General features: G+C 72.8%; 24 protein-coding genes, 1 tRNA gene and 1 pseudogene. 19 read left to right on the top strand and 7 right to left on the bottom strand.

Features of this window, described 5'->3' with window-relative positions; genetic code table 11:
• Positions 1–17: 17 nt before the first annotated feature.
• Positions 18–992 (bottom strand): NAD(+) diphosphatase, encoded by a 975-nt coding sequence (locus V6U90_RS19905; protein ID WP_334438601.1) that lies wholly within the window; start codon positions 990–992, stop codon positions 18–20.
• On the bottom strand, positions 989–1,693 hold the full coding sequence (locus V6U90_RS19900; RefSeq protein WP_334438599.1) for a hypothetical protein: 705 nt from the start codon (positions 1,691–1,693) through the stop codon (positions 989–991). The genes V6U90_RS19905 and V6U90_RS19900 overlap by 4 nt, the downstream gene beginning before the upstream one ends.
• A gap of 225 nt (positions 1,694–1,918) precedes the next feature.
• Here V6U90_RS19900 and eno point away from each other — a divergent pair, with 225 nt between their 5' ends.
• The 6 genes from eno to V6U90_RS19870 all read left to right on the top strand — a co-directional run bounded on the left by eno (position 1,919) and on the right by V6U90_RS19870 (position 7,624).
• Complete coding sequence (eno, locus tag V6U90_RS19895; protein WP_334438596.1) at positions 1,919–3,202, top strand: phosphopyruvate hydratase; 1,284 nt, start codon at positions 1,919–1,921, stop codon at positions 3,200–3,202.
• A gap of 121 nt (positions 3,203–3,323) precedes the next feature.
• Complete coding sequence (locus V6U90_RS19890; protein ID WP_334438714.1) at positions 3,324–3,965, top strand: FtsB family cell division protein; 642 nt, start codon at positions 3,324–3,326, stop codon at positions 3,963–3,965.
• 19 nt (positions 3,966–3,984) lie between these two features.
• The gene (locus V6U90_RS19885) at positions 3,985–4,548 is read left to right on the top strand and encodes a DUF501 domain-containing protein (protein ID WP_334438594.1); all 564 of its coding nucleotides are present in this window, start codon (positions 3,985–3,987) and stop codon (positions 4,546–4,548) included.
• Positions 4,545–5,075, top strand: coding sequence for an amino-acid N-acetyltransferase (locus V6U90_RS19880; RefSeq protein ID WP_334438592.1), 531 nt, complete (start codon positions 4,545–4,547; stop codon positions 5,073–5,075). The genes V6U90_RS19885 and V6U90_RS19880 overlap by 4 nt, the downstream gene beginning before the upstream one ends.
• 85 nt (positions 5,076–5,160) lie before the next feature.
• The gene (locus V6U90_RS19875) at positions 5,161–6,660 is read left to right on the top strand and encodes a hypothetical protein (protein ID WP_334438590.1); all 1,500 of its coding nucleotides are present in this window, start codon (positions 5,161–5,163) and stop codon (positions 6,658–6,660) included.
• 22 nt (positions 6,661–6,682) lie between these two features.
• On the top strand, positions 6,683–7,624 hold the full coding sequence (locus V6U90_RS19870) for a Ppx/GppA phosphatase family protein (RefSeq protein ID WP_334438711.1): 942 nt from the start codon (positions 6,683–6,685) through the stop codon (positions 7,622–7,624).
• A gap of 130 nt (positions 7,625–7,754) precedes the next feature.
• Here V6U90_RS19870 and V6U90_RS19865 read toward each other — a convergent pair whose 3' ends face one another.
• Positions 7,755–9,500, bottom strand: coding sequence for a hypothetical protein (locus tag V6U90_RS19865; protein WP_334438587.1), 1,746 nt, complete (start codon positions 9,498–9,500; stop codon positions 7,755–7,757).
• A gap of 173 nt (positions 9,501–9,673) precedes the next feature.
• Between V6U90_RS19865 and V6U90_RS19860 the strand changes: the two genes are divergently transcribed.
• From V6U90_RS19860 to V6U90_RS19810, 11 genes are all read left to right on the top strand, one after another.
• Complete coding sequence (locus tag V6U90_RS19860; RefSeq protein WP_334438585.1) at positions 9,674–10,006, top strand: PadR family transcriptional regulator; 333 nt, start codon at positions 9,674–9,676, stop codon at positions 10,004–10,006.
• Positions 10,003–10,998 carry an HAAS signaling domain-containing protein gene (locus V6U90_RS19855; protein ID WP_334438582.1) on the top strand — a complete coding sequence of 332 codons (996 nt, stop codon included), beginning with the start codon at positions 10,003–10,005 and terminating at the stop codon, positions 10,996–10,998. The genes V6U90_RS19860 and V6U90_RS19855 overlap by 4 nt, the downstream gene beginning before the upstream one ends.
• Before the next feature lie 215 nt (positions 10,999–11,213).
• The gene (locus V6U90_RS19850) at positions 11,214–11,687 is read left to right on the top strand and encodes an LppU/SCO3897 family protein (protein ID WP_334438580.1); all 474 of its coding nucleotides are present in this window, start codon (positions 11,214–11,216) and stop codon (positions 11,685–11,687) included.
• 285 nt (positions 11,688–11,972) lie between these two features.
• The gene (locus tag V6U90_RS19845; RefSeq protein ID WP_334438578.1) at positions 11,973–12,659 is read left to right on the top strand and encodes a dienelactone hydrolase family protein; all 687 of its coding nucleotides are present in this window, start codon (positions 11,973–11,975) and stop codon (positions 12,657–12,659) included.
• A gap of 19 nt (positions 12,660–12,678) precedes the next feature.
• A complete protein-coding gene (locus V6U90_RS19840) occupies positions 12,679–13,395 on the top strand; it encodes a uracil-DNA glycosylase (protein ID WP_442933629.1) in 717 nt (238 codons plus the stop codon).
• Positions 13,396–13,419: 24 nt separating this feature from the next.
• On the top strand, positions 13,420–14,169 hold the full coding sequence (locus V6U90_RS19835) for a DUF4129 domain-containing protein (protein WP_334438573.1): 750 nt from the start codon (positions 13,420–13,422) through the stop codon (positions 14,167–14,169).
• Between the two features lie 69 nt (positions 14,170–14,238).
• Positions 14,239–14,832 carry a hypothetical protein gene (locus V6U90_RS19830; protein ID WP_334438570.1) on the top strand — a complete coding sequence of 198 codons (594 nt, stop codon included), beginning with the start codon at positions 14,239–14,241 and terminating at the stop codon, positions 14,830–14,832.
• Positions 14,829–15,833 (top strand): AAA family ATPase, encoded by a 1,005-nt coding sequence (locus V6U90_RS19825; RefSeq protein WP_334438568.1) that lies wholly within the window; start codon positions 14,829–14,831, stop codon positions 15,831–15,833. Before V6U90_RS19830 ends, V6U90_RS19825 begins: the two co-directional genes overlap by 4 nt.
• The gene (locus V6U90_RS19820; protein WP_334438566.1) at positions 15,830–17,272 is read left to right on the top strand and encodes a DUF58 domain-containing protein; all 1,443 of its coding nucleotides are present in this window, start codon (positions 15,830–15,832) and stop codon (positions 17,270–17,272) included. The genes V6U90_RS19825 and V6U90_RS19820 overlap by 4 nt, the downstream gene beginning before the upstream one ends.
• Positions 17,272–17,832 carry a hypothetical protein gene (locus V6U90_RS19815; RefSeq protein WP_442933628.1) on the top strand — a complete coding sequence of 187 codons (561 nt, stop codon included), beginning with the start codon at positions 17,272–17,274 and terminating at the stop codon, positions 17,830–17,832. Before V6U90_RS19820 ends, V6U90_RS19815 begins: the two co-directional genes overlap by 1 nt.
• A gap of 291 nt (positions 17,833–18,123) precedes the next feature.
• Entirely contained in the window at positions 18,124–19,443 is a 1,320-nt protein-coding gene (locus tag V6U90_RS19810; protein ID WP_334438708.1) for an NAD(P)/FAD-dependent oxidoreductase, read from the top strand.
• Between the two features lie 100 nt (positions 19,444–19,543).
• On the opposite strand, the gene V6U90_RS19805 is transcribed toward V6U90_RS19810, so the two are convergent.
• Positions 19,544–21,418, bottom strand: a complete 1,875-nt coding sequence (locus V6U90_RS19805; protein ID WP_334438562.1) for a hypothetical protein — start codon at positions 21,416–21,418, stop codon at positions 19,544–19,546.
• A gap of 104 nt (positions 21,419–21,522) precedes the next feature.
• On the opposite strand from V6U90_RS19805, the gene V6U90_RS19800 reads away from it, so the two are divergent.
• Together V6U90_RS19800 and V6U90_RS19795 are read left to right on the top strand one after the other, a co-directional pair.
• Positions 21,523–21,603, top strand: a tRNA-Leu gene (locus V6U90_RS19800).
• A gap of 110 nt (positions 21,604–21,713) precedes the next feature.
• Positions 21,714–22,580: a Bax inhibitor-1/YccA family protein gene (locus V6U90_RS19795; RefSeq protein ID WP_334438559.1), complete on the top strand. Its 867-nt coding sequence runs from the start codon at positions 21,714–21,716 to the stop codon at positions 22,578–22,580.
• A 75-nt stretch (positions 22,581–22,655) separates the two neighbouring features.
• On the opposite strand, the gene V6U90_RS19790 is transcribed toward V6U90_RS19795, so the two are convergent.
• From V6U90_RS19790 to V6U90_RS19780, 3 genes and pseudogenes are all read right to left on the bottom strand, one after another.
• Entirely contained in the window at positions 22,656–24,587 is a 1,932-nt protein-coding gene (locus V6U90_RS19790) for a hypothetical protein (RefSeq protein WP_334438556.1), read from the bottom strand.
• Entirely contained in the window at positions 24,584–24,835 is a 252-nt protein-coding gene (locus V6U90_RS19785) for a hypothetical protein (RefSeq protein WP_334438705.1), read from the bottom strand. Before V6U90_RS19785 ends, V6U90_RS19790 begins: the two co-directional genes overlap by 4 nt.
• Positions 24,835–25,119 (bottom strand): annotated as a pseudogene (locus V6U90_RS19780) (DivIVA domain-containing protein); the annotation flags it as partial. The gene V6U90_RS19785 and the pseudogene V6U90_RS19780, both read right to left, overlap by 1 nt.
• Positions 25,120–25,234 lie beyond the last annotated feature (115 nt).

Below are 25,234 nucleotides of genomic sequence, written 5' to 3'. Positions count from 1 at the left end.
ATAGGAAGGGGCCCTTGTTAACACTGCCTGCCGTCAAGCGCGGCGACGTGGTCGATCAGCCAGCGGGAGATCGAGTACGCCGGGGGCAGCTCAGCCGGCAGCGCGTCCACCGGGAACCAGCGGGCCTGCACCAGCTCCTGTCCGTCGATGACCGGCTCGGCCAGCGGGTCGGCGGCGACGGCGGTGAATCCGGCGAGCAGCACCCCCGGCCCGGACATCGCCCACGGCTGGCTGCCGAAGTAGGTGACCCGGTCGATGGCCAGCCCGACCTCCTCAGCCACCTCCCGGCGGGCCGCCGCCTCCAGCGGCTCGCCCGCCTCGACGAACCCGGCGACCAGTGCCCAGATCCCGGTCGCCCCGTACGAGTGGCGGACCAGGAGCAGCTCGGTGCCGCCGGTCGGGCCGGGGCGCGTGATCGCCACGAGTACGGCCGGGGAGAGCTGCATCGGGACGTACAGCGCGCAGTCCGGGCAGCGCCGGGCGGTCTCGCCGGGTACGTCCGCCAGTTCCGCCCGGCACGCGCCGCAGCACCGGTGGGTACGCCGCCAGGTGACGACCTGCAACGCCCGGCCGGCGAGCGAGGCGAGCGGCTCGGGCAGCTCACCGGCGACCGACGGCCAACTCCGCCAGCGCCCGTCGGGAAGGGCGTCGGCCTGCTCGGCTGCCACCGCATTGGCCTGCTCGGCTGCCACCGCGTCGGCCTGCTCGGCTGCCACCGCATTGGCCTGCTCGGCTGCCCCGGATGCTGCGCTCCCCGCTGGCCCGGCTACTACGGCTTCGGTCGGCTCGGCGACCCAGACCGGCCTGCCGTCCAGCCGGCCCAGCGGCAGGCAGCGCAGACCGGGCGGCAGGTCGGCTACCCGGGGCAGCCGACCGCCCGGGCCGACCAGCACTTCCCTGTCGGCAACCAGCAGTACCGGGTCGCCGCCGGCCGGGGCGGGCTCAGCGGTGGCGCCGGGGACGAAGCGGGCGGTCGCTGCCGGTGTGGTCACTTCGTGGCGGTACGCCGGTCGACGACCCCGGCCCCGGGCGGCAGGTCGAACGCGGTGGCCGGCACCGAGTCCTGGTAGCGGGTGAGATCCAACTCGACCGCCTTGCCGTCCAGCACGCCCCGGAAGCTGCCCAGCACACCCTCGGTGGTCACGCAGGCGTCGAAGGGAGTCGCGCCGCTGTCCCCGACCTCGGTGACCTTCACGCAGGTCGCGTGCCGCCCGGCGACCGTGGTGTCGGTCTGCTTGATGACGGCGGCCGGGTCCAGCGCGGCGGTGGCGAGTAGCCCCATCACCACCGGGGGCGCGATCAACCCCTGCTGCTTGGCCTCGGCGAAGACGGTCACCGACGGGCGGTTGCTGGGTACCGGTGGGGGCGCCAGGGTGCAGGTTGTCCTGCTTCCGGAGGTGACGCAGGTGGTGGTCGCCTCCGCGGTCACGGTCAGCTTGCCACCCGGATAGGAGTACGCCGACCGGGCCGGCTTCTGGGTCTGCGAGATCGACGCGGTCTGCCCGCCGGGGAGCTGGTAGTCGGCCGAGTAGGTCAACTCCATCGCCCGATCCAGCCGGGCGGCCAGGTCGTTGACCAGGTCGGCCCGGCCGACCACCCGACCGGCATCGTCGAGGGTCTGGCAGCCGGTGACCGTCAGCAGGGCGATGACCGATCCGACTAGAAGGCGGTACGTCGTCGTGGCCGAGGGCATGGACCACAGCCTTGCCGATCGGGTCCATCCCGTGCAAACCCGTTGCCGGTTGCGGTACGAGAATCCGGGAATGTCCGGCACGCTGGGCGGTAAGCCGTGGGACGGGCGTCTCCGCCGGCCACCGCCCGACGGTGTACCTCCGCCCGATACGCTGCCATCAACACGCCTCAGCCGCACCGTCGCGGCCCTGCCGACCGCATTTACATCGAAACGAGGAGCGACACAGTGGCAACCATCGAGGGAATCGTCGCCCGGGAGATTCTCGACTCGCGGGGCAACCCGACGGTCGAGGTCGAGATCGGCCTGGATGACGGCACGGTCGCCCGCGCTGCGGTACCGTCCGGCGCCTCCACCGGTGCCTTCGAGGCGATCGAGCTGCGCGACGGTGACGCCGACCGGTACCTGGGCAAGGGTGTCGAGAAGGCGGTCCAGAACATCGAGGACCGGATCGTCGACCAGCTGATCGGGTACGAGGCCAGCGAGCAGCGGCTGATCGACCAGAAGATGCTCGACATCGACGGCACCGACAGCAAGTCCGAGCTGGGCGCGAACGCCATCCTGGGCGTGTCGCTCGCGGTGGCCAAGGCGGCGGCCAGCAGCGCCGAGCTGAGCCTCTTCCGCTACCTCGGTGGCCCGAACGCGCACCTGCTGCCGGTGCCGATGATGAACATCCTCAACGGTGGCGCGCACGCCGACTCCAACGTCGACGTGCAGGAGTTCATGATCGCCCCGATCGGCGCGCCGAGCTTCCGCGAGGCGCTGCGCTCCGGCGTCGAGGTCTACCACGCGCTCAAGTCGGTGCTGAAGAAGAAGGGCCTCTCCACCGGCCTCGGTGACGAGGGCGGCTTCGCCCCCAACCTGCCGACCAACTCGGCCGCGCTGGACCTGATCGCCGAGGCGGTCGAGAAGGCCGGCTACACGCTCGGCTCGGACATCGCCCTCGCGCTCGACGTGGCGGCCACCGAGTTCTGCGAGAACGGCACCTACACCTTCGAGGGTTCGGCGAAGTCCGCCGAGGAGATGACGAACTACTACACCAAGCTGGTCGGCGACTACCCGATCGTGTCGATCGAGGACCCGCTCTCCGAGGACGACTGGAGCGGCTGGACCGCCCTCACCGCCGCCCTCGGCGACCGGATCCAGATCGTCGGCGACGACCTGTTCGTCACCAACCCGCAGCGCGTCGCCCGGGGCATCGCGGAGAGCGCGGCGAACGCCGTACTGGTCAAGGTGAACCAGATCGGTTCGCTGACCGAGACCTTCGACGCGGTCGACCTGGCCCACCGGGCCGGCTTCCGGTGCATGATGAGCCACCGGTCCGGCGAGACCGAGGACACCACCATCGCCGACCTGGCCGTCGCCACCGGCTGCGGCCAGATCAAGACCGGTGCCCCGGCCCGTTCCGAGCGGGTCGCGAAGTACAACCAGCTCCTGCGGATCGAGGAGGAGTTGGCCGACGCGGCGCGGTACGCGGGTGTGGGTGCCTTCCCGCGTTACCGTTCCGCCTGAGAGCGCCGGTCGCTCTGAGTCAGGGAGCCGGTTCCACCCGGGTCAGCTGCTGCGTGTGCCCCTGTCGGGCGGTACGTTCGCCTGATCGGGGCCATGCCATCGGGGGAGGGGTGTGACGAGGATGCAGCCACGGCGCACACCGAGCGGTCAGCGTCCCGCCCGACGACCGGGTCAGCCCGGTCGGACGGGCGGGGCCCGGGGCGCCCGGGTGACGGCCCGCGACACCGGCGTACGCGCCGAGCCGCGGGGCACCGGTACCCGGGCGCCGGGGGCCGGCCGGGGGGAGACCGTACGCTCGGCGAGCCGACCGGCCGCCGCCCGGCGCGTCGCTACCGGCGGTGCCGCCAAGCGCACCTCCGCGCCCCGCCCCCGCCGGATCACCGGGCGGGCCACCGTGCTCTTCGCGGTACTGATCGCACTGGCGTTGGCCTACACCTACCCGGTCCGGCTCTATCTCAGCCAGCAGTCGGACATCGCCCGGATGGAGGCCTCGCAGGCCGCCCAGCGGGAGGAGATCGGTGAGCTGTCCGCCCGGGCGGCCAAGTGGCAGGATCCGGCCTACATCCGGATCCAGGCCCGGGAACGCTTCTACATGGTCTATCCGGGTGAGGTGCCGGTGCTGGTCTACGACGACCCGGAGAGCGCGGCCCGGGACGCCGGCGGGGGTGGTCCGACGTCACCATCGGAGCGGGCGCCGGCCACCTGGTACGACTCGCTGTGGTCGAGCATCCAGGCGGCTGACGCCGAGCGCCCCACCCGGTAACCGAACGAAAGATGGCACCGTGACTGTCGTACCACCGCAGGAGCCGGCGGCGGACTCCGTACCCCGGCCGGAGCGCGAACCGGCCACCGAGGCCGACCTGGCGGCGGTGGCCGCGCAGCTCGGACGCCCGCCGCGCGGCACCCGGGCGGTGGCCCACCGCTGCCCGTGCGGCCTGCCGGACGTGGTCGAGACGACCCCACGGCTGGCCGACGGTACGCCGTTCCCGACGCTGTTCTACCTGACCTGCCCGAGGGCGACGGCGGCGTGCAGCCGGCTGGAGTCGGCCGGGCTGATGAAGGAGATGGCGGAGCGCCTGGCCGCCGATCCGGAGCTGGCCGCCCGGTATCGCGCCGCGCACGAGGACTATCTGGCCCGCCGGGACGCCATCGGTGAGGTACCGGAGATCGCCGGGATCTCGGCCGGCGGCATGCCCGGCCGGGTCAAGTGTCTGCACGTGCACGTGGGGCACGCGCTCGGCGCCGGCCCGGGGGTCAACCCGTTCGGCGACGAGACGCTGGCGTTGATGGAGCAGTGGTGGTCCGACGGCCCCTGTGTCGACGTGCCGGTGGTGGACGAGCCGTGACCGACGGTACGGCCGGGGCCGGCGGGATCGTCGTCCGGCGGGCCCGCACCACCGACGTACGCGGCATCCGGCGGCTGATCGACACCTACACCGACGAGCGGCGGCTGCTCAGCAAGGCCACCGTCACCCTCTACGAGGACGTCCAGGAGTTCTGGGTGGCGGTCCGGGCCGGCGACGGCACGGTGGTCGGCTGCGGGGCGCTGCACGTCATGTGGGAGGACCTGGCCGAGATCCGTACGGTGGCGGTCGACCCGGAGTGCCGGGGCCAGCGGATCGGCCACCGCATCGTCGCCGAACTGATCGGGGCGGCCCGGGAGCTGGGGGTGGCCCGGATCTTCGTGCTCACCTTCGAGACCCGGTTCTTCGGCTCGTTCGGTTTCGTGGAGATCGACGGCGCGCCCGTGCCGCCACCGGTCTACGAGCAACTGCTCCGCTCGTACGACGAGGGTGTGGCCGAGTTCCTGGGGCTGGAGCGGGTCAAGCCGAACACCCTGGGCAACACCCGGATGCTGCTCCGGCTCTCCTGACCCGTGGTGCGGGCCGGTCCACCACGACCGGGTGCCTTGATCCACCCCGGCATGCTGGGGCCGTGCCGACCTTCGTTGCGTTGCCGTGCTGACCCTCGTGCGCCGGGCCTACCGGCTGGTCGCGGTGCTGACCACGCTCTGTGCCCTGATCGGGGTGGCCCGGTTGGTCGTACCGGCCACCGACACCGGGAACGGCGAGCCACCCGGTGTCCGCCGCCAGCTGACGTTCCTGCGCGCGGCGCTGGACGCCGGGGCGGGTACGGAGGCCCAGCAGCTCTTCCCCGAGGGGTACTTCTTCAGCCACGTCCTCTACGGGCTGAGTTGGGTCGAGCTGGGTATGCGGGCCTCAGCCCGGGAAGGGACGGCGCGGACGGGGGCGACCCGGGAAGGGGCGGCGCGGACGGGGGCGGCCGGTCGACGGACTGCGGTCGAGGAGGAGCGGGACACCGCGCTGCGCGAGGCCCGGTGGGCGCTGGCCAGGCTGGATTCCCCGGCCGGCCAGGCACCGTTCAGCGCCGACCTCACCCCGCCGTATGGAGTCTTCTACCAGGGCTGGACCACCTGGTTGCGCGGCGGGATCCTCGCCCTGCAACCCGCCGACCGCCGGGATCCGGGTGAGGTGCAGCGGTTCGCCGTCGACGCGGTGGCCCTCGGTGCCGCGTTCGACGACTCGGCGTCGCCCTACCTGCCGGCGTACCCGGGACAGGCGTGGCCGGTCGACTCGACGGTGGCGGTGGCCGCCCTGCGGTTGCACGACACGCTGCTGCCGCCCCGGTTTGCCGGTACGGTGCAGCACTGGCTGACCGGGGTACGTCAGCGCCTCGATCCGGCCACCGGCCTGCTGCCGCACCGGGTGGATCCGGTCGACGGCGCACCGGCCGAGGTGGCCCGGGCCACCTCGCAGAGCGTCATCCACCGGTTCCTGGTGGAGATCGACCCGGTCTTCGCCCGCGAGCAGTACCTCCGCTTCCGGGACCGGTACGTGGCCACACCGCTCGGCCTCGGTCCGGCGGTCCGGGAGTACCCGGACGGCACCGCCGGGCCGGGTGACGTCGACTCGGGGCCGCTGCTGCTCGGGGTGAGCCTGTCGGCGACCGTGGTGACCATCGGCGCGGCCCAGGTGCAGGGGGACACCACGCTCGCCGGGGCACTCGCGAACTACGGCGAGCTGGCCGGCCTGCCCGTCGACACCCCGTGGACCAAACGGTACGCCTTCGGGCTGGTCCCGGTCGGTGACGCCTTCCTCGCCTGGTCGAAGACCGCCCGGCCCTGGTTGGCGGCGGCCAGCGGATCGACGGCCGGGGCGGTTGGCGGGCCGCCAACGGTCGGGCCGGTTGGCGTGGGGCCGACGGCCGGTGCGGACAGGAGGACGTCGAAGGCCCGGCAGGGCCCACCGCCCACGGTCGGCTGGTGGTGGCGGCTCCCGCTGCTCGGTCTGCTGCTGCTCGCCGGCACGCTGCCCTGGCTGCCCGAGTTGCTGGTCCGGTCCCGGCGCCGCCGACCGTTCCCGGTGCTCCGGGTGCCCCCGCCGACCCCGGCCCATCCGCCGACGGTGGCCGGTGCCGGCCCGGGCCCGCTGTCGTAGGGTGACGGTCGTGACGACTCGTGTGGCAGCCATCGACTGCGGAACCAACTCGATCCGCCTGCTCGTGGCGGACCTGCCCGACCCCTCGGCCGGTCCGGAGGCGCCACTGGTCGACCTGACCCGCCGGATGGAGATCGTCCGGCTGGGGCAGGGGGTCGACCGGACGGGCCGGTTGGCGCCGGAGGCGATCGAGCGGACCCGGGTCGCGTTGCAGGCGTACGCGGCCGAGATCCGGTCGCTCGGCGCGGAGCGGGTGCGGATGTGCGCCACCTCCGCCTCCCGGGACGCGTCCAACGCCGCCGAGTTCCGGGCCATGGTCGAGCAGACCCTCGGCGTCGCGCCCGAGGTGGTCAGCGGCGACGAGGAGGCCCGATTGTCGTTCACCGGTGCGGTCCGGGGACTGCCGGCCGCCGCCGAGGCGCCGTACCTGGTGGTCGACATCGGTGGCGGCTCGACCGAGTTCGTCGTCGGCTCCCGTGACCTGACCGTCGACGCGGCGATCTCGGTCGACATCGGCTGCGTCCGGATGACCGAACGTCACCTGGCCGGGGACCCGCCGACGGCCGACGAGATCGGCGCGGCGGAGGCGGACATCGCCGCCGCCGTCGACCGGGCGCTCGCCGTCGTGCCGGGCCGGGAGGCGGCCACCCTGATCGGGCTCGCCGGGTCGGTCACCACCGTGGTCGCGATCGCCGAGGGCCTGACCGGGTACGACCCGGAGCGCATCCACCACGCCCGGGTGTCGTACGACGAGGTGGCGAAGGTGACCGGTGACCTGCTGTCGATGACCCGCGAGCAGCGCCTGGCGATCCCGGTGATGCACCCGGGCCGGGCCGACGTGATCGGTGCGGGTGCCCTGGTGCTGCGGGTGATCATGGAGCGGGCCGGTATGCCGTCGGTGGTCGCCAGCGAGCACGACATCCTCGACGGCATCGCCTGGAGCCTGCTGCCGTCCGCGAGCTAGCCGATTCCGCTGGTGCGGCCGGAGGCGTACCCGGACCCTTGATCGTCTGGCGGATATCTGTACGACACGCCGTGTCGATCCCCGATATCCCTCAGACGATCATGTGCAGCAGCCCGCCCGGTCGACTCTGCTACCGGCCGGTCCCGGGATAGATGTGGTAGCCGGCGACGGACTGCGGGACGCGCCCCGGGGACCGACGCGCCAGTTCCGCGTCCATCGGGCTGCCGATCACCGCCACCTGGGCCTGCGCATCCGGTCGCCAGTACGCCGGGTACCGGTTGAAGCCCCGGCCGAGCCGGTCGTCGATGACGCCGCAGACGGTCCGCTCCCCGCTCAGGTAGGTGATCCAGTTGCAGGTCCAGTATTCGCCGTGCACGTAGGTCAGCCCGGCGTCGTCCAGCGCGGCGAGCAACTGTTCCTGCTGGTCCCGCATCGCGGTGTACTCCGGCACCTGCCCGACGACGCTGACCGTCGCGGCGGACATGGTCGCGGCCAGCGCGACGATCGGCAGCGCCGCCGGCACGGTTGCCCGGAGCCGGCGCCGTCGAGCCGTCGCGTCAACGGGTGCGTCAACGGCTGCGTCAACGGTCGCGTCAGCGGTCGCGTCAGCCCCGGCGCGCACGAGGCGATCCGGCAGCTGGTGGCGCACGATCCGCCAGAGCGGCCACAGGGCTGCCGGCAGGGAGAGCGCCAGGATGGACAGGTACCGGGCACTCTCGACCGGCGTGTCCGCAGCGGCCGGACTGCGTACGTAGCTGAGCAGGCTGAGCAGGCCGGCCCCGGCGAGTACGAGCCGGAGCCGGTGCCGGGCCGCCTCCGGTCGGATGGTGGCCGGTCCGGCGTGACCCTCGTCGGCTCCCTGACCACCGCCCGCCGGTCCGGCGGTCCGGCGGATCCCCCGGATCGCGTGAACCGTGGCGACCACCAACAGGACCACGACCGCCGGGCCCCACCACAGGGACCAGCCGTCGCAGCGACTCGGCGCGCACAGCCCCATGCCGAGGGGCAGGCCGAGCCAGGCGCCACCGACGATCCGGTCCCACAGCGCGGCGTCCGTACCGGCACCGTTGAGCCCCAGGAAGACCGCCACCGAGTTGTCGTCCGCCCCGGCGCGCACGTTGTCGATCAGCAGCGGCAGCACCCCGGCCAGGAAGCCGCCCAGCGCGGCGAGTGCGGTCCGGACGGTCAGGATCCGGGCGGTGAGCAGTACGAGCAGTGCGCCGAGCAGGAACGGGGCCGGGAGCCAGTGGTTCCAGGCGACCAGTCCGAGGAGCAGTCCCCAGCCGGCGACGGCGTGCCAGGGTCGTGACGGCCGGATGAGCAGCAGGTAGGTGAGCAGCAGCAGGCCGGCCACCATCGGTCCGGTCTCCGGATAGCCGCCCCCGGCGATGAGCTGGTTCTTCACCACCCGGTCGGAGCCGAGCGCGAGCAGCCCGACCGTGAGTACCGCCAGTCCGGGGGAGAACAGCCGGCGGACCAGGGCGAACATCAGGGCCAGGAATGCCGCGTAGAGCAGGATGGTCGGGGCGCGCAGCGCGTACACCGACGGCCCGGTCACGGTCACCAGCGGAGCCGCCAGGTACGCCTCGATGGTGCCCATGTAGTGCTGGCCGTAGAAATAGACCGGTAGTTCACGCCCCTGGCCGATGTGCAGGGCGGCCAGCCCCATCGTCGCCTCGTCGCTGTTGTGCGGTGGCGTGCCCACCGAGGTCAACCAGACCCGCCAGCCGACGCCCGCCGCGCCCAGCAGAACGGCGAGCAGGGCGGGCGGCGGGACGGGCCGGAGGTGGCGACGGGTGACGCCGTGGGACGGGACCCGCGCCGCGGTCGCAGGGGTGGTGGCCTGCCCGGACCGGTTCTCTGCCGTCGACGCCACGGATCGCACCCTACGGCAACGGCTCGGTCACCGGGCGCACCGGCGGCGGTCCATGATGGGTGGTGCATCTCGCTCCACCCCGGCTGACCGCCGACCCGCCGGCCCGCCGACCCATTAGACCGCAGGTATCACGTCGTTGACGGTACTGCGCAATGCACACTACTGTCTGATCCGTGGACACCACCCAGTTGCTCAAAGGTGTGCTGGACCTCGCGGTCCTCGCCGTGCTCCGGGAGGAGGACGGCTACGGGTACGACATCCTCCGCCGGCTGCGCGCAGCCGGGCTGGAGGAGGTCGGCGACGCCTCGGTCTACGGCACCCTGCGCCGGCTCTTCGCCGCCGGCCTGCTCACCACCTACGTCGTGCCCAGCGAGGCCGGCCCGCACCGGAAGTACTACGCCCTCAACGCCGCCGGGCGGGACCAGCTCAGCCGCTCCGGCAAGCTCTGGCGATCCTTCGCCACCACCATGGACGCACTGCTCGACGAACGGGGGATGGCGGCATGACCGGCGTGGATGAGCAGGAGATCGCACACTACGTCGAGCGGGTCCGGGCCGCACTGGCCGACCTGCCCCCGGCGGACCGCGACGAGTTGACCGAGGACCTGGTCGAGCACCTGACCGAGGTGGCGGCCGAGGCGGACGGCTCGCTGACCGAGCGGCTCGGCCCGCCCGAGGCGTACGCCGCCGAGTTGCGCAGCGCCGCCGGTGCCGGCACGCCGGACAGCACCCCCAACCTGGACCAGCGGATCGCCACCGGCGTGCTCCGGGTCCGCGCCCGGCTGCGGGCCGTCGACGCCCGGCTCGGCCCGACCATCGGGTACGCCTCGGCGAGCGAGTTCCTGGGCCTGCTCCGCCCGGCGTGGTGGCTGCTGCGTGGCTACCTGGCCGCGATGCTGATCAGTGTCATGTTCGGTGGCGTACCGGTCGGCCTGCTGCCCCGGCTCGGTGGCAGTGCCCTTGCGGCCCTGCTGCTGCTCGGGGTCTGTGTGGTCGCCTCGGTCTGGCTGGGTCGTCGTGCCGCACAGTTGCGCCGGTGGCCACGCCGGCTGGTCGGGGCGGCCGGTGCGGTGCTCGCCGTCTTCGCCGTGGTCGGCTTCTTCGAGGCGGACCAGGACGTGGTCGACAGCGGGTACGAGTACTACGCCACGCCGGTCGCGCACGACCAGTACCGCGTCCGGGACGTGTACGTCTACGACAGTGAGGGCCGGCTGATCACCGGCGCCCGCCTCTTCGACCAGGACGGTACCCCGATCCGGCTCGGCGTTCCGGACTGTCTGGAGCAGACTGAGCCGCCCGTCGTGTCGGACCGGGTGCCGGTGGTCCCGGCGTACCCGCACTGCCCGGAACGTGCGCCGTTCCGATTCGGCCCGCTCCCGGCTCCCACCCCGCCGGTTCCCACCCCGCCGGCCGAGCCGACCGCCGCCCCCTCGCCGACCGCGGCAGCCACGTCGACCGCCGCACCCGAGCCGACCGCTTCGCCGTCGCCGTCGGCCTAGGTGTTAGGAAGGGCCCCCTATACCACCGAAAACGATAAAAGGGGGCCCTTCCTAACGTTCAGCCAGGGCGTGGCGCCGCACCGTGTACGCCGAACCCTTCTTCATACCCCCGGAAGCTGAGAATTGGCTGAACGGACGAGGCTGGTGGGGCAGCGGTTTGTCCTACCCGGTCGCTACGGTGTCGACTGCTTGTTCACCCCTTGGAAGGAAACACAGTGTCTGAGCAGGTCGCACCGTCTCCCGCCCCGCACCCGGGTCAGCCGCAGCCGGGTATGCAGGTGCCGCCTCCGGCTGCGCCGGAGAAGAAGAAGAGCGGCGGCAAGAAGCTGCTCGGCATTCTCGGCGTCATCCTCGCCGTGATCGTCATCGGCGGGTTGAAGTTCGGCGCCAAGTCCCTCTTCGGGGACAAGGACGAGACCGCCCAGGCGAAGGTCGGCGACTGCATCGCCGGGCTGCCCGAGGTCGCCGAGGGCAAGGAGAAGGAGGCCAACGACGCCAAGGTCGTCGACTGCACCTCGACCGAGGCGGCGTTCAACGTGGTCGGCCGGGTGGAGAACCAGACCGCAGCCCAGGCCCAGATCGGTTCCGCCTGCGAGCAGTACATCAAGGAGGGTGAGGAGGGCTACACCTTCTACAGCATCCCGGCCGGCGGTAAGGGCTACCTGCTCTGCCTGACCAAGAAGTCCTGACGGGGGAACCGGATCCTCCATCCACCGACGGCGGTGGTGCGGCCCGAGGCCGCGCCACCGCCGTCGGCGTCTCCGGCCCCGTTGCGGACGACACCGCCCACCGCCACCGCAACGCCGGAACGTCGCCACAACCGGCACCGTTACCAGGACCGGCCGGGCGGTGAACAGGAGGTATATGCCACTGTCCCGCTGTCTTCCCCGGTGCGGTGAGGGCGTGGCAGGCTACCGGCACGTACGACCACTGTGCGACCAGCCGATGATGACTGACCGCTAGGAGACGGGCCGATGGGCGAGATGGTGAGCTACCGCAGCAACGGTGGGACCAGCGAGGGGTACCTCGCGTTACCCGCCGATGGTGCAGCCGGCCCGGCGGTCGTCGTGATCCAGGAGTGGTGGGGCCTGGTGCCGCACATCACCAGCGTGGCGGACCGGTTCGCGGCGGCTGGCTTCGTCGCCCTCGCCCCGGATCTCTACCACGGCGAGTCGACCACCGAGCCGGACCACGCCGGGAAGCTCATCATGGGCCTGGCCATGGACCAGGCGGCCCGGGACATCGCCGGGGCGGCCGACTACCTCGCCGGGCGTCCCGAGGTGACCGGTAAGGTCGGTTGTGTGGGTTTCTGCGCCGGGGGCAGCCTGGCCCTCTGGTCGGCCACCCTCTCCGACCGCATCGTCGCCGCCGTCGGCTTCTACCCGGTCCTGCCGTGGAACCGGATGCGCCCCGACTGGGCCGACTACGCCGGCAAGACCGCGTTGATCCACTGCTCGGAGGAGGACGGCACCTCGGCCGCTGAGGGCGTACAAACCGCCCGGGCGGCGATCGAGGCGGCCGGTGGGGACTGCACCGTGTACGACTACCCGGGCACCGCGCACGCGTTCTTCAACGACGACCGGCCCGAGGTGTTCCACCAGCAGGCCGCAGCCAGTGCCTGGGCCCGTACCCTCGAGTGCTTCCGGGCCCGGCTTGGCTGAACCGCGTACCCCGTCCGAGGTGGTCGCCCGCGCGGCGCGGGCGACCGACCTCGCCGACCTCGACGGCGCGGTCAGTGACTGTTTCGCCTGCCCGCGCCTGGTCGACTGGCGGGAGGAGGTGGCCCGGGTCCGCCGGGCCGCCTTCCGCGACCAGAAGTACTGGGGTCGCCCGGTGCCCGGCTTCGGCGTGCCGGACGCCCGGATCGGCATCCTCGGACTCGCCCCGGCCGCCCACGGCGGCAACCGGACCGGGCGGATCTTCACCGGTGACCGGTCCGGGGACGTGCTCTTCGCCGCGCTGCACCGGGCCGGGCTGGCCAACCAGCCGACCAGCGTCGCCGCCGCCGACGACGGCTTGGCCCTGTGGCACACCCGGATCTTCGCCGCCGTCCGCTGCGCACCGCCGGACAACAAACCCACCCCGGCCGAGCGGGACACCTGCGCACCCTGGCTGCACCGGGAGGTGGCGCTGATCAGACCCACGCTGCGGGTGGTGGTCGCGCTGGGTGCCTTCGCCTGGGCCGCGTGGTGGCCGACGTTGCAGCAGGTGTACGGCGTCCGACCGCCCAGCCCGCGCCCCTCCTTCGGCCATGGGGCACACTGGTCCGGCACGGCCGTGCCGCAGGTGCTGGGTTGCTACCACGTCAGCCAGCAGAACACCTTTACCGGGCGGCTGACGCCGGCCATGCTGGATGACGTGTTCGTCCGGGCCAGGGAGCTGGCCGGACTGGACTGACGGTGCGACGCGGGGGCGGTGGCGATGACGGATGTACGCCCACCGAACTGGTTCCACCCCACCCTGGGTACGCTGCGCCGGTTCTGGCCACTGGCCGTGGTCGCCGGGCTGCTGACCGTCGCCGGCTTCGCGGCCACCCGGTCCGGCCTGCGGTTCAGTCGCGTCGAGCAGCCATCCGACGAGTTTCCCGCCCTGGCCGAGTACCCGACCGACACCCCGTCGTTCCCACCGATGGAGGAGGTGGCCCCGGCCGAGCCGACGCAGCTGCCCGGCTGGATCACCACGCTGGCGGCGGTGCTCTGCACCCTGGTGGCGGCGGTGCTCATCGGGCTGCTGGTCTGGAGCCTGTTCAAGGGGCTGTCCGGCAGCATCCGGCGGCGCGGCGCGAAGGCGCCGGTGCGACCGGGGACCGCCGGCCGGTCGGCGGAACAGACCGCTGCCGAGGTGGTCGCCGCCCTCGACGCCGGACTGGTCGACCTCTCCGACACCGACGCCGATCCGCGCCGGGCGGTGATCGCCTGCTGGGTACGCCTGGAGGAGGCCGCTGCGGCGGCGGGGGTGCCGCGTAGTGTCGGGGACACCCCCACCGACCTGGTGACCCGGCTGCTCGGCAGTGGTTCGGCGCGGATCAGCGTGGACGTGCTGGCCGCTTTCGCCCACGTCTACCGGCAGGCCCGGTACGCCACGCACACCGTGGACGAGCAGATGCGCGACGAGGCCCGCTCCGCGTTGGCCCGGCTGCGGGCCGAGCTGACCGCCGAGGTCGGGTCGTGAACCGGCCCGGCCGGGACGCGGGGGTACCACGGTGAGCCGGACCAGCCGTACCGGGGGAGTGGTGCAGTCGTGAGCCAGTCCAGCGCGAGCATCGACGACCTGCTCCAGCACGAGGAGGAGCCCGCCGGTGACGATCCGGGGCGACGGGAGCGCACCGGTCTCGGCGGGTGGTTGCGTACCGCCGCGTCGGCCGGGGCGCTGACCGCCGTCACCATCGTCGGGATGCGGCTGTTCGGGGTGGCGCTGCCGGTCGTGGCGGTACTCGCCGGCTGGCTGGCGCTGCTGCTGCTCCGCCGGGTCACCGGTCCGCTCGTGCCGCCCCCGCCCGGCCGGCGCCGGTCGTACTCCGGCAGTGCGGACGACGGCCGGTACCGCTTCAGCGGCGATGACGCGTTGAGCCGGGCGGTGGCCCGGTGGGAACGCAGACTCACCTGGTCCCAGGGGGAGCCCGACCGGTTCCAGCGGAGCGTGCTGACGGCCCTCGGCGAGCTGGCCGACGACCGGCTGCGCCAACGGCACGGACTGGACCGGCGGTCCGACCCGACCCGGGCCCGTGACCTGCTCGGTGCGGACGTCTGGGCCCTGCTCACCTCGACGACGACCCGGCACACCCCGTCGCCGCGTGACCTCGCGGCGGTCATCGCCAGACTGGAGAAGGTATGAACGAGGCCCGCTTCCTGCCGGTCGCCGAGGTCGGCCGGTTGGCCCGCTCGGTGCTCGACGCGGTCGGCACCGTGGTGGTCGGCAAGCGGGAGGCACTTGAGCTGGTCCTCTCGGGCATCCTGGCCGGTGGCCACGTGCTGCTGGAGGACCTGCCGGGGCTGGGTAAGACGCTGACCGCCCGGTCGTTCGCCCAGGCACTCGGCCTGGACTTCCGGCGGCTCCAGTTCACCCCGGACCTGCTCCCCGCCGACGTGACCGGTTCCTTCCTCTACGACCAGCGCAACGGCGACTTCGCCTTCCGGGCCGGTCCGGTCTTCACCAACCTGCTGCTCGCCGACGAGATCAACCGGACCCCGCCGAAGACCCAGTCCGCACTGCTGGAGGCGATGCAGGAGAAGCAGGTCTCGGTGGAGGGGGTCACCTACCGGCTCGACCCGCCGTTCCACGTGCTCGCCACCGCCAACCCGATCGAGTACGAGGGGACGTACCCGCTGCCCGAGGCGCAGCTCGACCGGTTCCTGCTCCGGGTCTCGTTCGGCTACCCGCTGCCGGAGGAGGAGTGGGACATCCTGCGCCGCCGGATCTCCCGCCGCCGGGAGGAGGCCGTGCTGGAGCCGGTGGTGGACGCCGCCACCCTGCTGGCCATGCAGGCGGCCCTGGAGGAGGTGGTGGTCGAGGACTCCATCGGCCGGTACATCGTCGCGCTGACCGCGGCCACCCGGGAGCACCCGTCGGTGCTGGTCGGTGCCTCACCCCGGGGCTCCCTGGCCCTGTTGCTGCTGGCCCGGGCCCGGGCCGCGCTGGCCGGGCGGGACTACGTGATCCCCGAGGACGTCAAGGAGGTGGCGGCGCCCGCCCTGGCGCACCGGATCACCCTGCGTCCGGAGATGTGGCTGCGCCGTACCGACCCGTCGTTCGTGGTCAGCGAGGTGCTGGAGCGGACCCCGGCCCCGGCCAGCGGCGCACTGCCGAGCTACGCGGCCACCACCGGCCTGGCATGACCCGGGTGCTGCGGCCCGCCGTACCGGCCGGTACCGCCGACCCGCCACCGGAGGCCGGTGCGTCCGGTCCGGCAACGGCACCGGAGTGGGTACCGACCCGGGCGCTCGGCCGGGCGGTGCTGTTGACCGGTCTGCTGCTGATCCTCGGGGTGCTGCTCGGCCGGATCGACCTGGTCGTGCTGGCCGTGCCGTTCGGGCTCGGCACCGCGTACGCGCTGCGGCACCGACCCTCCGTCGCACCCGGGGTACAGGTCGACGCCGACGACACCCACCTGGTCGAGGGTGGGCCGGTCGCCGGCACGGTGGCCGTGGACAACCCGGGCGAGGTCGACTTCGACCTGGTGATCGTCCGTACCCTGGTCTCGCCCTGGCTGCGGATCGACCGGGCCGGGCCGGACACGGGAGCCGGGCCGGACGCGGGGGTCGACGAGGCCCTGCCCGCCGGAGGAACGGACCGGCCGTTCGTGCTGGCCACCCCGGCCGGCAGCGGCTCCGACCTGCTACTGAGCGGTGAGGCACTGCGCTGGGGACGGCACCCGATCGGCCCGGCCGGGGTGCGGGCGGTGGCCTGCGACGGCCTGGTCGCCTGCCGGCCGGTGGTCAGTGGCGCGCGGACGGTCCGGGTCTATCCGGTGACCGAACCGTTCGAGGCGGACGAGGCGATGCCCCGGGCCGCCGGCCTGGTCGGCGGGCACCGGTCCCGGCGCCCCGGCGAGGGCGGCGAGCTGGCCGGGGTACGCGTCTTCGGCCCGGGGGACCGGCTGCGCCGGATCGACTGGCGGGTGTCGCTGCGGGCCCGGCAGCTACACGTGGCCGCGACCCTCTCCGACCGGGATGCCGAGGTGGTGCTCCTGCTCGACGTGCTGGCCGAGGCGGGGCGTTCGGGCGGGATCGCGGGTAGCGCCTCGGTGCTCGACACCACCGTCCGGGCGGCGGCGGCCATCGGCGAGCACTACCTGCACCGGGGTGACCGGGTGGCCATGCTGGAGTACGGTCCGTCGGCCCGTCGGCTGCGCCCGGCCACCGGGCGCCGGCAGTACCTCACCCTGCTGGAGTGGCTGCTCGACGTGCAGGTGGAACAGTCCGAGTACGAGCCCTACGACCAGGTGTTCGGCCCGCACCTGCTCTCGTCGAACGCGCTGCTGGTGGTGCTCACCCCGCTGGTCGATCCCCGCTCGGCGGAGATGCTGGCCCGGCTGGCCCGCTCGGGCCGGTTCGTGGTGGCCGTGGACACCCTGCCCGCCGGGGTCGGTCCGCCGTCGCGGGGGCCGTGGACGCCGGTGGCGTACGGGTTGTGGCGGCTGGAACGGGAGAACACGATCGGCCAGCTCCGCCAGCACGGGGTACCGGTGGTGGCCTGGGCCGGCGCCGGCAGTCTCGACCTGGTGCTCCGGGACGTCGCCCGGATGGCCTCGGCGCCGAGGGTGGGCATGCGATGATCTCCGCCATCAACGACCGGATCCGTTCGGTCAGCGTGGGGGTGGCCAGGATCACCCTGGTCCCGTTGCTGATCCGGACCGGTGTCTTCGTTACCGCCCTGGCCGCCTTCGCGCTGGCGTACCCGGTTCGGATCCTGTTCGACCGGCCCGGCCTGCTGCTGCTGGTCGCGGCGGTTCTGCCGGCGGTGGCTCCCCGCCGACGGTGGCCCACCGTGGCGGTGCTGGTCGCGGTGGCCGGCTGGCTGCTCTCCACGAGCTGGTACGGCGAACCGGTGGCGCTCTGGCGGCTGCTCGGCCTGGCGACCCTGCTCTACCTCACGCACACCCTGGCCGCGCTGGCGGCGCTGTTGCCCTACGACGCGGTGGTCAGCCCGGACGTGCCGACCCGCTGGCTGCTCCGCGCCCTGGGGGTGACCCTCGCCGGGGCGGTCCTCTCGGTGCTGCTGATCTCGTTCACCGAGTCCGGCGCGGACCGGGCCGGGTTGATCGCGGCACTGGCCGGGCTGGGGGTCGCTGTGCTGGTCGCCGCGCTGCTCGGCTGGTTGTTCCGCCGCCGTTGAGTTGCTGCCCGGCTGGTTGGTCCGCCGCCGTTGAGTTCCGGCCACCATTCGGCGGATGATCTCCGGCGCTATTCCTGATCTTGCGAAATTCGTCCGGTGAACACCCGGGACGCCTGCGGAATCGTCATCCCCGATGGGGTCGGAATGCCCATTCCGGCCCCATCGCAGGCATTTTTCGCAGCGATGAAAATCACTTTCTCACCTGGGGTTATGCAGGTCACAAGGGGTCCTCCGTCACAGAAGGGGGCATCGAACGCGCATAATCCGGGCCGGGTGGGAAAGATGGATGACGTGAATCCGAAGCGGATCCTTGTGGTGGGTGCCGGACACGTCGGCCTCTATGCCGCCCTGCGCCTGTCGAAGAAGCTCAGCCCGCGCGAGGCCGAGGTCATCGTGGTTGACCCCCAGCCACACATGACGTATCAGCCGTTCCTGCCCGAGGCTGCGGCGGGGAACATCTCCCCCCGGCATTCCGTCGTGCCGCTGCGCCGCGAGCTGCGGCGCTGCAAGGTGGTCGCGGGTGCGGTGACCCGGGTCGACCACGCCAACCGGACCGCCACCGTGCAGCCGATCACCGGCCCGGTGCGCGAGATCCGGTACGACCACATCGTCATGGCGCCCGGCTCGGTGTCCCGGACCCTGCCGATCCCCGGCCTGCACGAGCACGGCATCGGGTTCAAGACCATCGGCGAGGCCATCTACCTCCGTAACCACGTGCTGGACCGGCTCGACGTGGGTGCCGTCACCACCGACCCGGAGGTCCGGCGCTCCGCGCTGACCTTCGTCTTCGTCGGCGGCGGGTACGCGGGCATCGAGGCGCTCGCCGAGATGGAGGACATGGCCCGGGACGCGCTGAAGTACTACCCGGAGCTGAAGCCGGAGGACATGCGCTGGGTGCTGGTCGAGGCGACCCAGCGGGTGCTGCCCGAGGTCGACCGGGACATGGGCGCGTACACCGTCCAGCAGCTGCTCAAGCGGAAGATGGACATCCGGCTGGACACCCGCCTGGAGTCCTGCGTCGACGGGGTGGTCAAGCTCTCCGACGGGGACAGCTTCCGGGCCGACACCATTGTCTGGACCGCCGGTGTCAAGCCGTCGCCGGTGCTGGACGCCACCGACTTCCCGCGCGACGAGCGGCGCCGCGTCACCTGCAACCCGAAGCTCCAGGTCGTCGACTCCGACCGGGTGGTCGAGGGTGCGTGGAGCGCCGGTGACTGCGCGGCCGTCCCCGACCTGACCGGCCCGCCCGGGGCGTACTGCTCGCCGAGCGCCCAGCACGCGGTCCGGCAGGCGGCCCGGATGGCCGACAACATCGCGGCGGTGATCCACGGCCGGGAGCCGGTCAACTACCGGCACAAGCACGCCGGCAGCGTGGCCAGCCTCGGTTTGCACAAGGGCGTGGCCCAGGTCTACGGCATCAAGATGACCGGTTGGCCGGCGTGGTTCATGCACCGGACGTACCACATGAGCCGGATCCCGTCGTTCAACCGGAAGGTCCGCGTGGTGGTGGACTGGACGCTGGCCTTCTTCCTCAAGCGGGAGGTCGTCGCACTCGCCCAGCTGCACGACCCGCGTGAGGAGTTCGTCGAGGCGACCCCACCGGTCCGCTGACCTGCAAGGAAGGGCCCCTTCTTATCGCTTTTCGCATAGGAAGGGGCCCTTCTTAACACCTGAGCCGCCCGGCGGTGCCCCGGTCGGGCAGTCAGTCGGGTCAGCCAACCCGCCAGGTCCAGGCGTCGGCCACCCGGGTACCCGGGCCGAACAACCCCTCCAGGGTGCCCCGCAGTTCGTTCCCGTGCGGTGCCCCGTCGGCCAGTACGACGCACGAGGCGCCCCAGAAGTCCACGTCCCGCTGCGCCTGCCGGCGGTGGTTGTCGTCGATCAGCGGGGTGGTACCCCGCTTCGCGACCTCGGTCAGCAGCAACGAGGTGGGCTGCTTGTAGGTGCCCATCGCAGCGGTCCCGCCCCGACCGTACGGGCCGATGAAGAACCCCTCCGGCATGCTGAAGCCGGCGTCGGCGCCGGTCGCCCAGCGCATCGGCCACGGTTCCTTGGGGGTGGCCAGCGGCACCGGCACCAGCACCCCGCCGGGGCGTACGCAGTCGCGCCAGTGGCCGGCGGTGATGAACTCGGGCAGCGCCGGCCGGTCGGCGGTGGGCAGCGGAGCGGGCAGTACCGGCAGCAGGGCGACGGCCACCGCACCGGGTACCAGCCAGCGCACCGGGGGCCGGCCGGCCCGCAGTGCCCGGTCCAGCACGAGGACCAGGATGGTGGCGATCAGCGGGAGCAGCGCCAGCGCGAAGCGCATCGGCAGCGCGCCGTCCACCACCGGCAGCCCCTCCAGCAGCCGGTACGGCCCGGGCACGTCGGTCCGGTCCCGGTTGACCACCAGGTCCGGGCCGAGCGACAGCGCCGCCATCAGCAACCCGGCCACCGTGCAGGCGATCACCAGCGGCCGGCGGATCAGCCAGGCCGCCCCGGCGAGCGCGACCAGCAGCAGCGGCCAGCCGAGGAAGGTGTTGTACTCAGCCGGGCCGGTGCTCAGCCGGGCCGCCGAGTCGTCGCCGAGCACCGACAGCGGCGAGACCGCCGACCAGCTCGCCAGGTCGGCCGAGAAGTAGTCCGGGCTGAACATCCCGTCCGCCACGCCCTGCGGCCCGGCGAACTGGAACCACAGCGGGTAGGCGAGCGCGGTGACCGCCAGCGCCGCGGCGAGCGCCATACCGGCCAGGAAACCGGGCAGTGCCCGACGGGTCAGTGCCGGCCGGGCGGCGGCGTACGCGATGGTCATCACGACCAGGGTGAGCGCGGTGAGGAAGAGGACCTCCTCACCGATGAAGACCTGCACGGTGATCGCGGCGGCCAGGCCGACGGCGGAGCTGACCAGCCGGCGGCGGTCGATGCCAGGGGTGGCGGTGCGTGCGGTCGGGTCGACACCGGTGTCCGTCCGTCCGGCCGGGTCGGCGGCCCGGAGCAGCCGGACCACCAGCCAGATGATCACGGGTACCAGCCACTGGGCGGTCATGTGCAGGTGGCTGTTGCTCTGCGACAGGATGCCGGGGCCGAATCCGCAGAGCCCACCCCCGACGGCGGCGGCCAGCCGGCGCGCGCCGAGGACCCGGTGGTAGAGGAGGTACCAGGCGATCGCCGTACCGGCCAGGTTCGCGGCGGCGAGCAGCGCGAAGGTGACCGGCGCCCCGAAGGCCAACGTCACCGGCGCGAAGAGCATGCCCAGGACGATGACCGTGGTGTTGGTCATCAGGTTGACCCCGTCGGGGGCGTTGAGCCGGTCGCTGAGCAGGCTGAAGTCGCCGAGCAGTACCCGGGCGTCGACCGCCAGGAACCACTCGTAGAGGGCCTGGTCCTCCGGATTGAGCGCGAGCACGCGGCCGGCCGGGTCGGGCCACATGCCGTGGGTCAGCCAGCCCGCGAGGAGGACGAAGAGGAGCCCGGTGACCAGGTCGGCCCGGTGCCGTCTGCCGGCTGCCGCCCACCGCGCCCGCCGGCTCGTGGCCGCTGTCCGGTCGGCGCGCGTCACGGTCTCACCGGGGCCGGCTTTCTCTGCGGTACGGGTTGCGCTGGTCACGGCCTCGACCCTAGTGCGACAACCGAAACGGGGTGCGCCGGGTGGGCCAGAACCCGCTACCGTGGCAGTCACCGGGGATGCTTTCGGCATCACCGCACCCATCCGCCCGGGTGGTGGAAAGGCAGACACGGCCGCCTTAAAAGCGGCTGCCGAGAGGCATGCGGGTTCGACCCCCGCCCCGGGCACCGAGTGTGCTGCTGGTCGGCGCTCCCGGGCGATCTCCACACAACCGGTCGCGGCACATTACTCTTGAAGCGCACGTCATGTGCGTTGACCCCCTGAGGGAGGCCCGACAGTGAAGACTTCCAACCCGGTACTGGCCCGGCTTGGCCAGGCGGCCGAGCGCGAGCGGGCTGCCGGGTACGCTCCGACCGGCCCGTACGGCCAGCCCGGTTACCCGCAGCAGCCCGGTTACGCTCCGCAGGGCTACGGACAGCCCAACCCGGCCGCACCCGGCTACCCGGCGGCGCCCGGCTACCCGGCGGCGCCGCCGACCGTGGCGCCGATGTCCATCGACGACGTGGTCGTCAAGACCGTCACCCTGCTGGGCATCCTCGGCCTGTCCGCCGCAGCGGCCTGGGTGCTCGTACCCGATGCGCTGGTCCGGACGGCCTGGATCGGTGCCGCGCTCGTCGGTCTGGCGCTCGGCCTGGTCATCTCGTTCTCCCGGATGGCCAACCCGGCCCTCGTGGTGGCGTACTCGGTCGTCGAGGGCGTCTTCGTCGGCATGGTCAGCAAGGCCTTCGAGTCGCTCTACAACGGCATCGTGCTCCAGGCGGTGGTCGCCACCTTCGGCGTCTTCTTCGTGATGGCGATGCTCTACAAGGTGCGTGCCATCCGGGCCACCCCGAAGTTCGTCCGCGGCGTGACCGCGGCGATCGTCGGTCTCTTCGCGGTGATGCTGATCAACCTGGTGTTGGCGCTCTTCGGGTTCGACACCGGCCTGCGCAGCGGTGGTCCGCTGGCCATCGGCTTCAGCCTGGTCTGCATCGTGGTCGCCTCGCTCAGCTTCGTGCTGAGCTTCCACGAGGTCGAGGAGGGCGTGCGGATGGGTCTGCCGCAGCGCTACTCCTGGACCGCCGCGTTCGGCATCCTGGTCAGCCTGGTCTGGCTCTACATCGAGATCCTGCGTCTGCTCAGCTACTTCCAGGGCGACGACTGATCACCTGACCGGCGCGGCGCCCACCCCGTTCCCGGGGATGGGCGCCGCGCCGTTTCCGGCACCGTGCGGTGCCCGTCACCCCACCACAAGTCCATGATCGGCGGTGAGGGGTCGGGGGCCGGTGGCCTCGTGCAGGTACGCGCGGTAGCCGGTCGGCTCGACGACGACGGTGACCGGGTGGCCGGGGTACCGACTGGCGAGGCGGGTGAGCAGCGGCAGCGGGTCGGGCATGGCCGGGGGTGCCGGATTCTGCGGGGCGATGATGGGCTGGGTGGCGTCGGTCGGTACGGCGGCGAGGGCGTTGTCCAGGCTTTCCAGGCAGAATCCGATCGCGTGTTCCAGGGTCGGTCGTACGGGTGGGGCGAGCCGGTCGACGGGTGCACCGGGGGGCAGGATGTCGACCTCCCAGCGTTGCCCGTGCAGCCGGGTCGGGTCGTCATCGTGGTGCCGATGGTCGGCGACGGTGACGGCGATGCCGAGGTGCAGGCCGAGCGCAAGGCGGGTCACCTCGGTCAGGGGCGGTACGTCGGGGGTGGCGGCGAGGACGAGTAGCCGCGCACCGGGTTGGCCGGCGCTGGCCGTCCGGAGGTACGCCACGATCGGGTCGTTCTCGGTGGCGGTGACGACGATGCCGTCGCGTAGGTCCTGGCCGATCTCGTGGCCACCGTCGAGGTCGGTGAGGTCCTCCGGGCGTACCCCGAGGATGCCGGCCCAGCGACCGAGCCGGTAGCCCTTGGGGAGCTGGTGGACCGGCGGGCCGAGGGGCGGTCGGGCGACCAGGGTGGCCGACTGCGCGGCGTCGGGTTGCCACAGTTCGTGGCCGACCCGGGAGTGCAGGTCGGTGACGGTGACCGCGAGCGCGTCGTACTGTCGTCCGCTGTCGTGGCAGGTCGGGCAGGCCAGCGCGGAGGCGGCGTAGCCGGCACCCTGACATGCGGGGCACTCCAGACGGGGCGGGTGGCCGCCGAGGGTGCAGTAGCAGCGGCGTAGCGGGCTGCCCGGGAAGCAGTCCGGGCAGGGACGATGGGGGATCGGCTCGCCGCGCCAGGATGGCGCGGGTGGCTCCGGGACCCGGAGCAGGCGGACAGCAGCGGCGGGGCTGCCTTCGGGGCTGTCGGGGTGAACGGGGCTGCCGGGGCGGAGCTGGGTGTGCCACCACCGGCCGTCCCGCCAGATCGCCTGAGCGCCGGCCGCGCCGGCACAGTCGCCGTCGACCCGGCGTGCGAGTTGGTCGAGGTCGATCACGGGCGGCCGGGCCGGGGGCATTCCGGCTGGCCTGATGGCGTACGCCGGGGCGGTGCGCCCCCGGTCGGTGAGCCCGGCCAGGGCGTCGTCGACGGTTGTCGCGGTGACCGCTGTGGGCAGGTCGACGGCGGTCAGGCGGGGCCCGGCGGGCACCTTGGCGCCGGGCAGTTCGTAGCGGATGTCCCAGGTCGGGTGGTCATCGTGCTGCCGCCGGGCTTCCACCACCAGGTCGAGGCAGAGCAGGTCGGCGACCGCGCAGAGCCGGGCCAGCACACTTTCCGGGGCGGGTACGGGTGGGGCGGTGTTGCGGCCGAGGAAGAGCCGCCACGGCTGGTGGTCCTGGCGGGCCAGCGCCTCCGCTTCGGCCGTCCGGCGTTGCCCGGCGGTCAGGTAGGGCCGCCATGAGGGCAGACCGATGGTCTGGGCGTCGGCGCCCCGGTCGGGGTCGCCGACCTGGCGTAGGCCGACGGCTGCGACGCTTTCGGCCAGTTCCCGGATCAGCGGGGCACAGTCGAGCTGCCAGCCGTGCCGGCCGTCGGGGACCGGCGGCAGGCTGCCGGGCCCGATCGTGCGGGAGGCGACCGCGCCGGTGTCCAGGTTGGCGACGGTGTAGGTGAGTTGCGCCCGGCGTCGGCCCTGCCCGCCGCAGCCGGAGCAGCGACCGGCCGGCAGGCCAGCGCCCCGGGTCGGCTCGGCCGGCACGCTGGCATCCTGGGTTGGCTCGGTGCAGTCCGGGCAGACGATCACGACGGGTTCGGTCATCGGCGCAGCCTCCGGGCGCAGGGTCCATCATGGTCGGGGTGGAGCAGGCAGCGCCGGCCGGCGGGCAGCCGACGATCGCAGAAGACCCGGTGGCGTACCCCTTGGGCGTCCTCCTCGGACACGGTGGTGTCGCCGGGGTCGCAGGGCGGCAGCAGACTCATCCAGCGGGCCACCACCCGGCCGAGCCGTTTCGCGGCGGTCAGGTCGTTGACGACTACGGGCAGGTGGATGACGTACCGGCCGGGCATCAGTGGTGGGCCCGCGAGTTGGCCATCCGGGCCTGCCGGGTCTGCCACTGCCGGAGCGCATCCTTGACCCGGCTGGTCTCGGCGCGGCTGCGGTCCAGCTCGGCGTAGACGGCGGCCAGGTCCTCGGCCACCCGGTCCAGGAACTCGCGTACCTCGTCCGGGTCGAAGCCCCGCCGACCGAACCGGGTCCAGCCGAACCGCCGCCCCCGCACCTGCCAGGGCCGCAACGGCAGGTAGGACGCCGACCGGTAGCAGCCCGGACGGCTGCGCCGGGCCGCCGGCCGTCCGGGCGGCGCGGTGTTCCGGCCGGGCCGGGTGTCGCGGGTACGCCAGAAGGTGACTGGTCAGGTGGTCGCTGCGCCGGTGGGTAGCCAGGGACAGCCGGCGACGAGTTCGGTG

It is taken from the genome of Micromonospora sp. CPCC 206060 (assembly GCF_036906895.1).
Classification (GTDB): Bacteria; Actinomycetota; Actinomycetes; order Mycobacteriales; family Micromonosporaceae; genus Micromonospora.
Note: the sequence above shows the minus strand (reverse complement) of the source record. Positions and strands in the feature narration are given on the sequence as shown.